At 68.7% G+C, this 14376-nt stretch carries 18 protein-coding genes; 15 read left to right on the forward strand and 3 right to left on the reverse strand.

Going from position 1 to position 14376, the window contains the following annotated elements; translation table 11 throughout:
• Positions 1–16: 16 nt before the first annotated feature.
• Both AB0F17_RS39875 and AB0F17_RS39880 read right to left on the reverse strand, forming a co-directional pair.
• On the reverse strand, positions 17–670 hold the full coding sequence (locus AB0F17_RS39875; RefSeq protein WP_358033983.1) for a Uma2 family endonuclease: 654 nt from the start codon (positions 668–670) through the stop codon (positions 17–19).
• A gap of 68 nt (positions 671–738) precedes the next feature.
• The gene (locus AB0F17_RS39880; protein ID WP_358033986.1) at positions 739–1404 is read right to left on the reverse strand and encodes a Uma2 family endonuclease; all 666 of its coding nucleotides are present in this window, start codon (positions 1402–1404) and stop codon (positions 739–741) included.
• A 78-nt stretch (positions 1405–1482) separates the two neighbouring features.
• Between AB0F17_RS39880 and AB0F17_RS39885 the strand changes: the two genes are divergently transcribed.
• From AB0F17_RS39885 to AB0F17_RS39935, 11 genes are all read left to right on the forward strand, one after another.
• Positions 1483–2247, forward strand: a complete 765-nt coding sequence (locus tag AB0F17_RS39885) for a class I SAM-dependent methyltransferase (RefSeq protein ID WP_358033989.1) — start codon at positions 1483–1485, stop codon at positions 2245–2247.
• Between the two features lie 35 nt (positions 2248–2282).
• Positions 2283–2447 carry a hypothetical protein gene (locus AB0F17_RS39890; RefSeq protein WP_358033992.1) on the forward strand — a complete coding sequence of 55 codons (165 nt, stop codon included), beginning with the start codon at positions 2283–2285 and terminating at the stop codon, positions 2445–2447.
• Positions 2448–2495: 48 nt separating this feature from the next.
• Positions 2496–2876 carry a phage holin family protein gene (locus AB0F17_RS39895; RefSeq protein WP_358033995.1) on the forward strand — a complete coding sequence of 127 codons (381 nt, stop codon included), beginning with the start codon at positions 2496–2498 and terminating at the stop codon, positions 2874–2876.
• Positions 2873–3589: a DUF3618 domain-containing protein gene (locus AB0F17_RS39900; protein WP_358033998.1), complete on the forward strand. Its 717-nt coding sequence runs from the start codon at positions 2873–2875 to the stop codon at positions 3587–3589. Before AB0F17_RS39895 ends, AB0F17_RS39900 begins: the two co-directional genes overlap by 4 nt.
• 25 nt (positions 3590–3614) lie before the next feature.
• A complete protein-coding gene (locus AB0F17_RS39905) occupies positions 3615–4061 on the forward strand; it encodes a protease inhibitor I42 family protein (RefSeq protein WP_358034001.1) in 447 nt (148 codons plus the stop codon).
• A 28-nt stretch (positions 4062–4089) separates the two neighbouring features.
• Positions 4090–4788, forward strand: a complete 699-nt coding sequence (locus AB0F17_RS39910) for a DUF1838 family protein (protein WP_358034361.1) — start codon at positions 4090–4092, stop codon at positions 4786–4788.
• 29 nt (positions 4789–4817) lie between these two features.
• Positions 4818–5231, forward strand: a complete 414-nt coding sequence (locus AB0F17_RS39915; RefSeq protein ID WP_358034003.1) for an HIT family protein — start codon at positions 4818–4820, stop codon at positions 5229–5231.
• A gap of 101 nt (positions 5232–5332) precedes the next feature.
• Positions 5333–6511, forward strand: a complete 1179-nt coding sequence (locus AB0F17_RS39920) for a histidine kinase (protein WP_358034005.1) — start codon at positions 5333–5335, stop codon at positions 6509–6511.
• Positions 6512–6544: 33 nt separating this feature from the next.
• Positions 6545–7294, forward strand: coding sequence for a LytTR family DNA-binding domain-containing protein (locus tag AB0F17_RS39925; protein WP_358034007.1), 750 nt, complete (start codon positions 6545–6547; stop codon positions 7292–7294).
• Positions 7291–7704 carry a hypothetical protein gene (locus AB0F17_RS39930; RefSeq protein WP_358034009.1) on the forward strand — a complete coding sequence of 138 codons (414 nt, stop codon included), beginning with the start codon at positions 7291–7293 and terminating at the stop codon, positions 7702–7704. The genes AB0F17_RS39925 and AB0F17_RS39930 overlap by 4 nt, the downstream gene beginning before the upstream one ends.
• The gene (locus AB0F17_RS39935; protein WP_358034012.1) at positions 7701–9188 is read left to right on the forward strand and encodes a cation acetate symporter; all 1488 of its coding nucleotides are present in this window, start codon (positions 7701–7703) and stop codon (positions 9186–9188) included. Before AB0F17_RS39930 ends, AB0F17_RS39935 begins: the two co-directional genes overlap by 4 nt.
• Positions 9189–9193: 5 nt before the next feature.
• Here the strand turns inward: AB0F17_RS39935 and AB0F17_RS39940 are convergent, their stop codons facing one another.
• Positions 9194–10201 carry a LacI family DNA-binding transcriptional regulator gene (locus tag AB0F17_RS39940; RefSeq protein WP_358034015.1) on the reverse strand — a complete coding sequence of 336 codons (1008 nt, stop codon included), beginning with the start codon at positions 10199–10201 and terminating at the stop codon, positions 9194–9196.
• Positions 10202–10212: 11 nt separating this feature from the next.
• On the opposite strand from AB0F17_RS39940, the gene AB0F17_RS39945 reads away from it, so the two are divergent.
• Genes AB0F17_RS39945 through AB0F17_RS39960 form a run of 4 tightly spaced genes read left to right on the forward strand, consistent with a single transcriptional unit; the run spans position 10213 to position 14375 of the window.
• Positions 10213–11376: a PLP-dependent aspartate aminotransferase family protein gene (locus AB0F17_RS39945; protein WP_358034018.1), complete on the forward strand. Its 1164-nt coding sequence runs from the start codon at positions 10213–10215 to the stop codon at positions 11374–11376.
• Between the two features lie 34 nt (positions 11377–11410).
• Positions 11411–12664 carry a sugar ABC transporter substrate-binding protein gene (locus AB0F17_RS39950; protein WP_358034021.1) on the forward strand — a complete coding sequence of 418 codons (1254 nt, stop codon included), beginning with the start codon at positions 11411–11413 and terminating at the stop codon, positions 12662–12664.
• Positions 12661–13563 carry a sugar ABC transporter permease gene (locus tag AB0F17_RS39955; protein WP_358034024.1) on the forward strand — a complete coding sequence of 301 codons (903 nt, stop codon included), beginning with the start codon at positions 12661–12663 and terminating at the stop codon, positions 13561–13563. Before AB0F17_RS39950 ends, AB0F17_RS39955 begins: the two co-directional genes overlap by 4 nt.
• On the forward strand, positions 13560–14375 hold the full coding sequence (locus AB0F17_RS39960; RefSeq protein WP_358034027.1) for a carbohydrate ABC transporter permease: 816 nt from the start codon (positions 13560–13562) through the stop codon (positions 14373–14375). Before AB0F17_RS39955 ends, AB0F17_RS39960 begins: the two co-directional genes overlap by 4 nt.
• Position 14376 lies beyond the last annotated feature (1 nt).

The following is a 14376-nucleotide window of genomic DNA, read 5'->3' on the forward strand; positions in this document are numbered from 1 at the left end:
CGGCAGAGTACCTCGCCTAGCGGAAGATCAGGTTGGTGTCGAGCGTGACCTCGAACGGCTCCGGCAGCAGCAGCGGCAGCCCGGCATTGACGACGATCGAGGCGCGGTATTCGCCCTCGGCGAGTCCGTAGAGCAACCTGACCGACGGAGGCGTGGAGAAGTCGTCGAGGATCAACATCATCGGGACGCCCGCCCTGGCATACTCGGCCGGCTTGACGTCCAGATCGTCGTCCCGGCTGTCGGACGACACCACTTCGACGGCCATCAGCGTGCCGTATCCGTAGGCCTGGTTGTCGTCGAACCCTGGGCTCCCCGCCGATGCGATCACCAGGTCGGGCAGCCGCTTGTCGCCACGCTCGGGCGGAATGTGAACCGCCAACGACCGGCAGAACTTCCAGCCGTTCTTCTGCCTGACGTCGGAGAGCTGGTCCGCCAAACGGTCGACCAAGACGCAATGCCGCATCTTTGCCCGGGGGCTCACATAGATCCGTCCACCGACGATCTCCGGCCTCAGCCCCTGACCGACGAGTTTCTCCCATACCTGTTCGCGATGGAGCTCGTCGTCCGTGGGTCCCATGGCCCCCCATCCCGGCCCCCACGTGGGTGCGGCGGCCGCCGGGTGCTCCGGACCCAGGGCGGCGCCATGCCCGGGCGTGATGCCGGTGGCCATGGCGGTCATCCTTTCGCTCGCGTCATCGAATGCGTTTCCTGCCCAGACCCGGCAGGGTGGCGCCTCGCCTAGAGGAAGATCGGAACGGTGTCGAGGGCGATTCCGAACGGCTCCGGCAGCTTCACCTGCTCGCCCTCATCCACCTTGGTCATGCTGCGATATTCGCCGTCGCGCGGATCCGACAGCAGGGTGACCGTGCGAGGGTCGGAGAATTCGTCGACGATCAGCATGATGGGCACGCCCGCCCGGGCGTATTCGGCGGGCTTGACTTTCAGATCGTCGTCCCGGTTGTCGGAGGAGGTGATCTCGACGACCAGGAGCGTGCCGTCGCCGTAGGCCTGGTTGTCGTCGAACTCGGGGCTGTCCGGTGGTGCGATCAGCAGATCAGGTATCCGTTTGTCGCCTCGATGGGGTGGGATGTGAACGGCCCAGTTCTGGTAGAACTCCCAGCCCTTGTCGATCGCGAACTCGAAGAGCTGCAGCTGAACACGATGGACCAGCTGCGCATGGCGCCTCTTCGTCCAGGGGCTCACTATGATCCTTCCACTGATGATCTCGGCTCTCCAGCCCTCTTCGATGAGGGATTGCCAGAGCCGTTCGCGCTTGCGCTCGGTCTGGGTCGGTCCGGACTGTCCCCAGCCTGGACCCCATGGAGACGAAGGTCGGGTGTCGCATGTGGGCTCAGGCGCGGGTGCACGCCTACGTGACTTTCTGCGCGTCGTGCCGGTGGCCATGGCGGTCATCCTTTCGCTCGCGTCATCGAAAATACTACACTGCGTGACCGTTCGTTGACTGTATGAAAGGGGCTCATGATGGGGTTCTCAGCAGGCGAGAAAAGGTGGCGGGAGCGGCTGGGCAGCCTGCGTGACGTGGTCAGGCAGGAGCTGGTGAGCCGTCAGCTGGCGGCCCATCTCCCGCCCGCCCCGGCCGGCGTGCTGGACGTGGGCTGCGGGCAGGGCACCCAGGCGCTCAGGGCCGCCGCCCAAGGGCATCGCGTGACCGCGCTCGACGCCTCCGGCGACCTGCTCGGGCTGCTGAAAGAGCAGGTCGAGCCGGGGATGGCCATCGAGGTCGTGCAAGCGCCCGCCGAGCGGCTGAGCGAGCTGTTCGAGCCGGGGAGCTTCGACGTGGTCCTCTGTCACGGCGTGCTCATGTACTTCGACGACCCCGACCCGCTCCTGGCCGCCATGGCGGGTCTGCTCGCGCCCGGCGGGCTGCTGTCACTGCTCGTGCGCAACGGCGACGCGCTGGCCATGCGGGCCGGGCTGATGGGGGATTGGGCGGCGGCCCGGGAGGCGTTCGACGGGAGCGGGTACACCAACCGCCTGGGCGTGGTGGCCCGGGCGGACCGGCTCGACGACCTGACGCGGCGGCTGGCCGTACAGGAGCTGGGGGTTCTGGGGTGGTACGGCGTGCGGGTGTTCACGGACCTCGCGGCCGACGACGCGCCCCTGCCTGATGATCTGGACCTGCTGCTGGAGTGTGAGGAGCGGGCCGGGGCGAATGATCCCTATCGGCGGGTCGCTCCGTTGGCTCACATCATCGCGCAGGCCGGTCCTGTCGGGGATGCTGGATAACTCATAAGCCGTAGGTGAAGTTGTAGAGTAAAAATATGAATCCTCCCGGATCGTGGTGCGAGCGGCCTAAGCCGCAGGCTCCTTCATGTGAGTTGCCCTCCCCGTGGAGCAAGCCGAAGAAGCCCGATAACTGGTGCGAGGTTCCCAAGTCCCCGCCCCTGTCGGTCTTCGACTTCCTGCTGCGGGCCGCCAAGCGGTGATAGAAAGCCGGTTCGCTGGGTAGTCGCCTCCTCGGCGGAGGAGGCGACGTGAACGACACCCACAAGCTGGTCAATGATCTCTCCGAGCAGGTCTCCCAGCTCGTGAGGGACGAATTGCGGCTGGCCCGGCTGGAGCTCACGCGGAAGGGCAAGCGGGCGGGATTCGGCGCGGGCCTGTTCGGGGCGGCGGGAATGGCCGTGTTCTTCGGTGGCGCCGCCCTGGTGGCCACCGCCATTCTGCTTCTCGCTCTGGTGATGCCCGCATGGGCGGCTGCCGCTCTCGTGGCGGGAGTTCTGTTCATCGTTGCCGCCGTTCTGGGTCTCCTCGGTAAAAACCAGGTGAAACAGGCCACGCCGCCATTGCCGGAAGTGGCGATCGCCAGCGTCAAGGCCGATATCGACGTGGTCAAGGAAAGGGCTCGGCGATGAGCGAGACGAACCCTGAATACAGAGACCAGGGATATAGCGAGCAGCACGCGGGGGACGTGGGCGCTCGCCGGACGACGGTCGGCATGCCGACGGACCACGAGTCCGTCAACGTGCCCCCCACCAGACCGGGCGCGGCGGAGAACGCGCTGAAGGCGGAGGCCGCCCGCCGGGAACACGGAACATTCATCCCCGAACCCCCCATGGCGGACGACCGGACCGAGGCGACGGAGGCCCGGGAAGGCGAAGCGGAGTCGCCGGGGACGGGGTCGGGCAACGACGACGAGGAGGAGGACGACGTGCCGAAAAACATCAAGGACACCCGCGACGAGCTCGGCAACACCGTGGCGGCTCTGGCCGACAAGACGGACGTGAAGGGACGGGCGAACGACGCGCCGGAGGCGGCGAAGGGCAAGGCCGCCGAAGTGGCCGAGGTCGCCAAGGGCAGGGCGGTTGAAGTGGCCGAGCTGGCGAAGGACAAGGCCGCCGTGGTGGCGGATGCCGCGAAGGACAAGGCCGCCGTGGCGGTGGACGTCGCGAAGGACAAGGCTGCCGAAGTGGCCGACAAGGTACGAGACGTCACGCCCGACCAGGTCAAGGACGCCGCCGACAAGGTCGCCACGGAGGCCAGGAAGCGCCCCGTGCTGGCCATCGCCGCGGCCGGCATCGTGGTCCTGCTCCTGCGCCGGATCATGAGACGCAACAGGGCCAAGTGAGCCCAGAGCCCGATAGCCTGCCTCAGTGATTCGTCGAACGGCTGCCACCGCCCTGCTCGCCCTGCTCATGATGGGGATCGGCACGAGCTGCGGCGCGGGGTCGGCCGTCAGCGACTACGGCCAGATCTTCAAAGGCGCCAAGGGCTCGACCGTCAACGTGGAGGTCGGTACGGGCCAGCGGTTCTCGCTGGCCGTCGCCGACAACCCGTCCACCGGCGACCAGTGGCGCCTCCTGGCGGTGCCCGACGCCAAAGTGGCCTCGTTCATCAGCAAGGAGTACGTGAGCGACGGTGGCGGGCCGGGTTCGGGCGGCACCAGCTACTTCGTCTTCAACGGCAAGCAGCCGGGCAGCACCGAGATCAGGCTGCAGAACTGCTGGCGGTGTCCGAGCGCCACGCCGAGCCCCACTCCGGTCGACGCCCAAAGCAAGGCGCAGTCGGGCGAGGCGATATTCTCGGTGATCGTCAAGTAGGGCACCCGCTGGGAGAGCTGTGGAATTCATGCGAGTACGCGCCTCCACCGACGGCGCGGAGACGATCTCGTGGTGGACCGGCGACATCTATGGCTGGCAGCAGGACGACGGCCCCCACCACCTGTTCGGCTTCGAGGGCGTCAACGTGGCCAGGGCGGTCGAGACCGACGGCGGCTGGCAGATGCTGACCAGGGAGGCGGCGGCCTACCTCGACCCCAAGTCGCGCGAGATCCTCACCACCTGGGACAACCCGTTCACCGGAGCGTCCGTCGAGGTCCAGCACGTCTTCAACGACCCGGTCAACCAGCGGTTCGGCGCCTACCCCGTGCCCACCACCAGGCTCGGCGACCAGGTCGTCTTCAACGCCGACATCCGGCTGGCCTACCCGTCGCCGCTCAAGGTCGCCGACTATCCCGACAACTCGGCCAGTGACACCTACCGGGCGCTGGAGCTGTTCCAGTTCTTCGCCTCGGCCAAGGACCTCGACTCCGATCTGCCGAGCGTGCCGTGTGTGTTCTCGTGGTGCCGGGTCTCGCCGTGGCTGCCGTGGATGGCCATGGGGCAGCGCCAGGGCGGCCTGGTGTACCACTGCCGGGGCCACAAGACGGCCGAGGTGCCCGACCGGCTCCGCGCGCACGTGGGCGAGCACTTCCTGCACGCGCCCACGGAGTGGTCGGCGCCCAACGTGACGAGCTGGACCGCTTTCGCCGCGAACACCGCCCAATAGACGGGAAGGCGGCCCGATAGGGTCGGCCGGTGAGCAACGACCTGTTCTGCGAGATCGTCGCGGGCGAGCGGCCCGCCCACATCGTCCACTCCGACGAGGTCGTGGTCGCCTTCCTCGACACCCGCCCGGTCTTCAAGGGCCATGTGCTGGTCGTACCGAGGCTCCATGTCGAGACGTTCGGCGACCTCGGCGACGTCGGCCCGTTCTTCGAGCGGGTCCAGTTGGTGACCCGCGCGGTCGAGGAGGGGCTGGAGGCGGCGGGCACGTTCGTCGCGATGAACAACCGGATCAGCCAGAGCGTGGCGCATCTGCACGTCCACGTGGTGCCGCGCAATCCGAAGGACGGGTTGCGCGGTTTCTTCTGGCCACGCACCAAGTACGCCTCGGAGGAGGAGGCCGGCTCCTACGCCGAGCTGATCTCTCAAGCGCTTCCTGCGGGATGACCCGCTCGGCCTTCGGCGGCCGGGTGACGAGACGCAGCAGTGCCGCATTTCGGTAGATCTGGACTGTGAAAGCGTCAAGGTGGCCACTAAGCTCCGGCGGCGTGGAGTACCTGGTCGGATTTGCCGTGGTGACCGTGCTCGTGGGCGTGCCCGCGATCGTGCTCTGGCGGGTCCTGCGCGGTCGGCGCGAGCTGGGCACCAGCCCGGCGGAGCGGGCGACGTTCGAGACCCTGCACACCGCGTCCCTGGCGGGGCCGCCGCTGCGCCCCGGGCTGACCGAGGAGGGCGCGCAGAAGGCGTCGCGGCACCTGCGTACGCTGCTCGGCTCATCGGCGCTGGCGATCACCGACGGCGAGCGGCTGCTCGTCTACGACGGCGCGGGCGAGCACCACGCGAGGCAGGCGTTCGAGCACGCGGGAGCGACGCTGAAGGACGGCCGCATCCAGGTGCTCGCCATCGAGTGCGAGCTGCTCGAATGCCCGATCAGGAACGCCGTGGTCGTGCCGCTCAGCACCGACGACCGGGTCGTCGGCGCGCTGGCGGCCTACGGCCCGCACGCCTCGGCGGGGCTGGTCAAGGCCGCCCAGGAGGTGGCCGGCTGGGTGGACTCGCAGCTGGAACTGGCCGAGCTGGACCGCTCCCGCACGCTGCTGATGGAGGCGGAGGTACGGGCGCTGCGGGCGCAGATCTCGCCGCACTTCATCTACAACTCGCTGACCACGATCGCGTCGTTCGTCCGCACCGACCCGGAACGCGCCCGCGAACTGCTGCTGGAGTTCGCCGACTTCACCCGCTACTCCTTCCGCCGGCACGGCGAGTTCACCACGCTGGCCGAGGAGCTGCGCTCGATCGACCGCTACCTGATCCTCGAACGCGCCCGTTTCGGCGACCAGCTCCAGGTGACGCTCCGCATCGCCCCCGAGGTGCTGCCCGTGGCGGTGCCGTTCCTCTGCCTGCAGCCGCTGGTGGAGAACGCCGTCCGCCACGGCCTGGAGAGCAAGAACGGCGTCGGCCGCATCACGATCGTCGCCGAGGACGCCGGAGCCGAGTGCCGCATCGGAGTCGAGGACGACGGCCTCGGCATGGAGCCCGACCGGCTGCGCCGCATCCTCGCAGGTGAGGTGGCCCCCGCGGGCGGGGTCGGGCTGGCCAACGTGGACGAGCGGCTGCGCCAGGTGTACGGAGACGAGTACGGGCTGGTCGTCGAGACGGGCCCCGGCGCGGGCACGAAGGTCAACATCAGGTTGCCGAAATATCACCCCGGCGTCTCAGCCCGTTGACCTCGATCTTTGTTGTCTGTTTTATCACTGTCTATGGCACAACTCCGGGTCCTCGCCGTTGACGACGAGCTACCCGCTCTGGAAGACCTGTCGTACTTACTCCGCGCCGACCCCCGCATCGGGGAGGTGGCCACCGCCAGGGACGGTGCCGCGGCGCTGAGGCTGCTCGACCGTGCCATCGCCGACGGCCGGCCGATCGACGCCGTCTTCCTCGACATCCGGATGCGCGGGCTGGACGGGGTGGTGCTCGGGCGGCTGCTGTCGCAGTTCGCCAATCCGCCGCGGGTCGTGTTCGTCACCGCCTACGAGGAGCACGCGGTCGACGCCTTCGAGATCAAGGCCGAGGACTACCTCCTCAAACCGGTGCGCCCGGAACGGCTGGCCGAGGCGATCAGGCGGGTGGCCGTCTCGGCCGACGTGCCGGTCGAACTCGGCGAGTCCGACACGATCCCGGTCGAGCTGGGCGGCGTGACCCGGTTCGTGTCCAGCGCCGACGTCGTGTACGTCGAGGCGCACGGCGACTACGCCCGCCTGCACACCGCCACGGGCAACCACCTGGTCCGCATCCCGCTGGCCACGCTGGAGGATCGCTGGGCCTCGGCCGGGTTCGTCCGGGTGCACCGCAGCCATCTGGTCGCGGTCAAGCACATCGAGGAACTGCACATCGACTCGGGCAAGTGCACGGTCCGGGTGGGCGACACCGAGATCCCGGTCAGCCGCCGCCACACCCGCGAACTGCGCGACCTGCTCGTCCGCAGAGCCAAGAGAGGACGGCTGGAGTGAGCCCGGAACCCCGCCCCGCCCGCCGGGTGCCGCTCGCCCGCCACGACACGGCCCGCCGGGTCACGGTGACCAGCCCCAGGACCGCCGCCGCCCGCCGCCCGCGCTTCCCGGCCACCCGCGAGATCGACGAGCAGACGCACCTCGGCGAGGTGTACATGCGCTCGCTGCTGCGTACCCAGTTCCGCCTCGCGCTGTTCGTCTGCACCGTGCTGGGGTGCGTGGTGGGCGGCCTGCCGCTGCTGTTCCTGGCCATCCCGGAGCTGCGCGAGGTGGACCTGCTGGGCATCCCGCTCCCGTGGGCGGTGCTCGCCGGCCTCATCTATCCGGCCTTCGTGGTGGGCGCCTGGCTCTACGTACGCCAGGCCGAACGCAACGAGCGCCACTTCGCCGACCTGGTCGAACGCCCATGAGCCTGATCGCGATCGTCGTCGTGGTGGTGGCGGCCGTGCTCATCGGGGCGTTCGGCATCCGGTTCTCCCGGACGACCTCCGACTTCTACGTCGCCTCCCGCTCGGTCAGCCCGTTGTGGAACGCCTCGGCGATCGGCGGGGAGTACCTGTCGGCGGCGTCGTTCCTCGGGGTGGCGGGGCTGATCCTGTCGTTCGGCGCCGACATGCTGTGGCTGCCCGTCGGCTGGACCGGCGGCTACCTCGTGCTGCTCGTGCTGGTGTCCGCGCCGCTGCGCCGCTCGGGGGCGTACACGCTGCCCGACTTCGCCGAGGCCAGGCTGGAGTCGATGACCGTGCGCCGGACGGCCAGCGTGCTGGTGGTACTCATCGGCTGGCTCTACCTGATGCCGCAGTTCCAGAGCGCGGGCCTGGTGCTGCGGACGGTCACCGGGGCGCCGGTGTGGGTGGGCGGGCTGCTGGTGGCGGTCGTGGTCGCGGTCAACGTGATGTCGGGCGGCATGCGGTCGATCACGTTCGTGCAGGCGTTCCAGTACTGGCTCAAGCTGACGGCGCTGGCCGTGCCGCTGGTGTTCCTGCTCATGGCCTGGCACACCGACGGGAGGCCCGCGGTGAGCGCGGCCGACGCGGTCACCTGGCAGGTGCCGCTCGCCGGCGGCAAGGAGTACGGCCTGTACTCGACGTACTCGCTGATCCTGGCCACGTTCCTGGGCACGATGGGCCTGCCGCACGTGCTCGTCCGCTTCTACACCAACCCGGACGGCCGGGCCGCCCGCCGCACCACGCTCGTGGTGCTGTCGCTGCTCGGCGCCTTCTACCTGCTGCCCGCGCTGTACGGCTGGCTGGGCCGGATGTACGCGCCCGACCTGGTGCGGACCGACGCGGTCGTGCTGACCCTGCCGGGACGGATGATCGGCGGCACCCTGGGCGATGTGCTGACCGCGCTGGTCACGGCGGGGGCGTTCGCGGCGTTCCTGTCCACCTCGTCGGGGCTGACCGTGTCGGTGGCCGGGGTGATCGCCCAGGACCTGCTGAAGGGCAGCGTCCGCTCGTTCAGGGCCGCGACGCTGATGGCGGTCGCCGTGCCGCTGGGCCTGGCGCTGTGGGCGCGGGCGCTGCCGGTGGCGGACGTGGTGGGGCTGGCGTTCGCGGTGGCGGCCTCGTCGTTCTGCCCGCTGCTCGTGCTCGGCATCTGGTGGCGCCGGCTCAGCACCACGGGCGCGCTGGCCGGGCTGTTCGTGGGCGGCGGCCTGGCCAGCGCGGCGGTGCTGGCCACGATCACCGGCGGCCCGTACGACGGGATCGCCGGCGCGCTGCTGGCCCAGCCGGCCGCCTGGACGGTGCCGATCGCGTTCGCGGTGATGGTGTCGGTGTCGTTCCTGACGCCGCACCGGGTCCCGGCGGGTGTGGCGCGGACCATGGTCCGGCTGCACACGCCCGAGGACCTCGACCTCGACCGCGGCGACTGGCGGCCCCGCTCGTCCTGATGGTCCTAAGGGGGCAGCTCGCCGGAGCCGCGGGCGACCAGCTCGACCGGGACCTCGACCCGCCGCGGGGTGTCCGAGCGGTCCAGGAGCAGGTCCACCGCGCTCCGCCCCAGCCGCGTCACGTCGTAGCGCACCACCGTCACCCCCGGGTTGAACACGTCCGCCAGCGCGAAGTCGTCGAACCCCACGTACGCGGGGCGTTCGGGCCGCTCGCGCAGCGCCTGGAGGATGCCGATCGCGGCCCGGTTGTTGGTGGCGAAGAACGCCGTCGGCGGATCGGCCAGCGAGAGTAGCCGGGTCACCTCCTGCCCGGCCCGCCACGGGTCGAACACCCCCCGCACCACCAGCGACTCGTCCACCGGCACCCCCGCCTCCCGCAGCGCCGCGCGGTAACCGGAGGCGCGGTCGTGGACCGAGCTGAACGCCTCGTCGTCGGAGATCAGCCCGATGCGCCGGTGCCCGCGCGCCAGCAGGTGCTCCGTCGCGATCCGCCCGCCCCTGACGTCGTCCAGCAGCACCACGTCCGCCCGCTCCAGGCCGTGCGGCACCCGGTCCACGAACACCGTGGTGAGGCCGCCGTGCTCGGCGAGCCAGCCGTGGTCGGCGGCCGACGGCACGATGATCAGCGAGTCGACCCCCCGGGCGTACATGGACTCCACGAGCATCCGTTCCCGCTCCGGCCGTTCCTCGTACGAGCCGAAGACCACCAGCGCCTCGTGCTCGGCCGCCGCCGCCTCCACCGCCTTGGCCAGGCGGGAGTAGAACTCGTTGGAGATGTTCTCCATGATCAGGCCGAGCGTCAGCATGGTGGCGCGGCGGGCCAGGCGGCTGGCCGCCTCGTTACGGCGGAAGCCGAGCGCGCTGATCGCCGCCTGCACCCGCTGCTGCACCGGGGCGCTCACGTGCGGCTCCTGGTTGACCACCCGCGAGACGGTCTTCAGGCTCACACCCGCGTGCCTGGCCACGTCTGCCATGGTCGGCAGGCGGCGGCTACGGTCCCTCGCTGCTGTCATATGGTGCCCCCATGGATGATGAATGGATCTGTGGCCGGCTGGGCGAGGACGAACCGTGGATGCTGGGCGCGGTCAACCCGCCGGTGTTCGAGAACTCCCTGTTCACCTTCGAGACGGCCGGCGAGCTCGGCGAGGCCATCAAGAACGAGGACGAGCGCTACGTCTACTGGCGGGGCACCAACCCGACGGTCGACCTGGCGCAGCGCAAGCTCGCCGCGCTGGAGCGGGGGGAGCGGGCCAAGTGCTTCGCCTCCGGGATGGGCGCGATCGCCGCGACCATCTCCTCGCTGGTCAAGTCCGGTGACCACGTGCTGGTGCTGGGCGCCATCTATGGCCCCACCACGCAGTTCCTGCGTTACCTGGAGAAGTTCGGCGTCACGCATACGCACGTCGACGATCTCGAAGGCTGTGACAGCGCTATCAGGGCGAACACCCGCCTACTCTACTTCGAGTCTCCCTCCTACATGGCCTACGCGGTCGTGGACATCGCCGAAGTGACCGCGTGGGCGCGGGAGCGCGGGCTGGTGAGCGTGATGGACAACACCTGGTCCACGCCGATCTTCCAGAAGCCGCTGACGCTCGGCGTGGACCTGGTCGTGCACTCGCTGTCGAAGTACATCGGCGGCCACAGCGACCTGGTCGGCGGCGTGGTGGTCGGGCCGTCGCGGCTCATCAGGCCGCTGGCGCTGACCGAGTACCAGCTCTACGGGGCGGCCATGTCACCGCACGACGCGGCCAAGGTGATCAAGGGGCTGCGTACGCTGCCGGTGCGGATGGCGGCGCACCAGGAGCGGGGGCTGGCGGTGGCCGGGTTCCTGGCGGAGCATCCGGCGGTGCGGACGGTCAACTATCCGGGGCTGCCCTCGCATCCCGGCCACGCGATGGCGCTGCGCCAGATGTCCGGCTTCTCAAGCTTGTTCAGCCTGGAACTGGCCACCGAGTCCCGGCCAGCGGTCGCAGCATTCATCGATTTGTTGCGATATTTCAGGATTGGGGTGTCTTGGGGAGGGTTTGAGAGTCTGGTCAACGCGCCCGCGCTCTCGACCGAGGAGAGCGTACGAGCGACCATGGGCATCCCGATCGGGCTGGTCCGCCTGTCGGTCGGGCTGGAGCCCGCCGATACGTTGATCAAGGACCTCGGTCTAGCGCTGGAGGGTGTCAGTCCCCTAGCGTGATTGACAGCGCTGTCTTACCTCTCTGGAGGCTCAGATGAGAACCCCCCTGCTTGCGGTCTTCACCGCCGCGACACTGATGCTCGCGGGCTGCGGCTCCGGGTCGTCCTCGGGAGAGGTACGGCTGCGCATGATCGAAAGCCTGACCAGTCCCGAGCGGACGAAGCTGATCAAGACCTTGATCGCGGACTTCGAGAAGGCCAACCCGAAGATCAAGGTGGAGCTGATCTCGCCGCCGCTCGACAGCGCCGACCAGAAGATCACCCAGATCCTGCAGACGAAGAAGGGCCTGGACGTGCTGGAGGTTCGTGACCACACGGCCAAGTCCTTCTCCAACAACGGCTGGCTGGCCGAGCTGCCGACCACGGACTGGGCGGGCTGGTCCGACCTGACGGAGCTGGCCCAGAAGAAGGCGGTCGAGGTCGGCGGCAAGCCGTACCTCATCCCGTACGGCTTCTATGAGCGCACGCTGTTCTACCGGACCGACTGGGGCATGGCCCAGCCGCCCACGACCTGGCAGGAGCTCTACGAGGCCGGCAAGAAGATGACCTCGGGCGACCGGTTCGGCTACTCCTTCCGGGGTGGCAAGGGCGGCGCCGACTACGTGGTCCAGATGATCAGCGCCTACAACGGCGAGGCCCTGAACCCCGAGAAGTCCTTCTTCCTCAAGGACAAGCGGACGATCTTCTCGACCCCCGAGGCGGTCCAGGCCACGGACCTGTTCGTGAAGATCTTCAAGGAGACGTCGCCACCCGACTCGGTGTCGTGGGGCTACCCGGAGATGGTTCAGGGCTTCACCTCGGGCGTCACCGGCATGCTCATCCAGGACCCCGAGGTGATCAAGACGGTCGAGGAGAGCTCGGTCAAGGCCTGGTCCACGGCCCCGATCCCCAAGGGCCCGTCGGGGTACGCCTTCCAGCCGGTCGGCTACGCGGGCTGGGGCGTGACGTCCTTCAGCGAGCACCCGAAGGAAGCGGTCAAGCTCGTGCAGTTCCTGTCGGAGGCCAAGCAGAGCATCGCCTTCGCCAAGGGCAACTCGCTCATCCCGATCTCCAAGCAGGCCCAGGGCGACCCGCAGTTCTCCCAGGGCGCCTGGAAGGCCTACCTTCAGGCGCAGCAGGACCCCAAGCAGGTGATCACGATCCGGCCGGTCGACTACCCGGGCTGGAGCCAGTTCCAGGTCGACTCCGACCGTGATGTGCAGGCGCTGCTCACCGGCAAGAAGACCACGGCCGAGGTGCTCAAGTCGTGGGACGCGTTCTGGACGGACCAGGCGAAGAAGGTCTCGTGAGCCTGGGATCGGCCAGACCCGCGTTCTCCGCCCGCAAGGCCAGGTTCATCGCGCTGTGCCTGCTGCCCGGCGTGGTCTTCGTGGTGCTCTTCACGTACTACCCGATGATCCGCGGCGCGGTGATCGCCTTCCAGCGTTACAACCTGTTCGACCTGACCTCGACGCCGTTCGTCGGCCTGGAGAACTTCCGGGCCGTGCTGGCTGAGGACCGGTTCTGGACGGCGCTCCGCAACACCGGTACGTGGGTGGTCGTGTCGCTGTTCTTCCAGTTCGTCCTCGGCTTCGGGTTAGCGCTGTTGCTGCGGCGGCACTTCCGCGGCCGGGGGCTCTATCAGGCGTGGGTGTTCTTCCCCTGGGCGATGTCCGGGTTCCTGATCGGGCTGCTGTGGCGGTGGATGTTCAACGGGCAGTTCGGCGTGATCAACGACCTGCTGCTCAGGACCGGGATCATCGAGCACCGCATCGGCTTCCTCGCCACGCCCGGCTGGGCGATGACCTCGGTGATCGTCGCCAACGTCTGGTACGGCGTGACGTTCTTCGCCATCATGATCATGGCGGCCCTGCAGTCGGTGCCCCGTGAGCTCTACGAGGCGGCGGACGTGGACGGGGCGTCACGGATCCGGCAGTTCTGGCACGTGACGCTGCCGCACATCCGGCCGACGCTGGCGCTGATCGTGCTGCTGCGGATCATCTGGATCCTGAACTTCCCCGACCTGATCTACTCCATGACCGGCGGCGGGCCCGCGGGGAGCACCGACATCATCACCACGTTCCTCATCCAGCAGGTGATCGGCGGCGACTACGGCCGAGGGGGCGCGGTCGGCATGCTCATCCTCGGCCTGCTGCTCGCCTTCACCGTCTTCTACCTCAACGCCACCCGATTCGAGAAGGCCCGATGAGACGCCTGGCCAAAGCGATCGTGCTCGGCGTCTGGCTGCTGATCACGCTCTTCCCCCTCTACTGGATCGTCATCACCTCGCTCAAGCCCAAGGCCGAGATCTTCTCGTTGCCGATCAGGTACTGGCCGGGCAAGGTGACGTTCGAGCACTACGCGGACCTGTTCTCGTTCGCCGACTTCGGCGTGTACCTGCTCAACAGCCTGCTCGTCTCGCTGGTGGCCGCCGGGGCGGTGACCATGATCGGCGTGCTCGGCGGCTACACGCTGGCCCGCTTCACCTTTCCCGGGCGCGGAGCGCTCATGCTGGCGTTCCTGGTCACCCAGATGATCCCGCTGTTCATCGCGCTCGGCCCGCTCTATCTGCTGATGTCCGACCTCGACCTGCTCAACCGGCTCGCCGGGCTCATGCTCGTGTACGTCGCCATGCTGGTGCCGTTCGCCACGATCATCATGCGCGGCTTCTACGAGCGCATCCCCGTGGCGCTCGAGGAGGCCGCGCAGGTCGACGGCGCGTCCCGGCTGGTCGCCATGGTCCGGGTGGTGATCCCGGTCATGCTGCCGGGCATCGCCGCGACGTTCATCTTCGCGTTCGTGCAGTGCTGGAACGAGCTGTTCCTGGCGATCACGTTCATCGACAGCGAGGACGCCAAGACGATCCCGGTCGCCATGAACTCCTTCATCACCCAGTACGACATCGACTGGGGTTCGATGGCCGCCGCCACCGTTGTCTCGGTGCTGCCGACGCTGGTGCTGTTCGCCGTGATCCGCCGCTACATCGTCGAAGGGCTCACGGCCGGTGCGGTCAAGGGGTGAC

The sequence above is a fragment of the Nonomuraea sp. NPDC026600 genome, assembly GCF_040638335.1.
In the GTDB taxonomy this organism is placed as follows: domain Bacteria; phylum Actinomycetota; class Actinomycetes; order Streptosporangiales; family Streptosporangiaceae; genus Nonomuraea.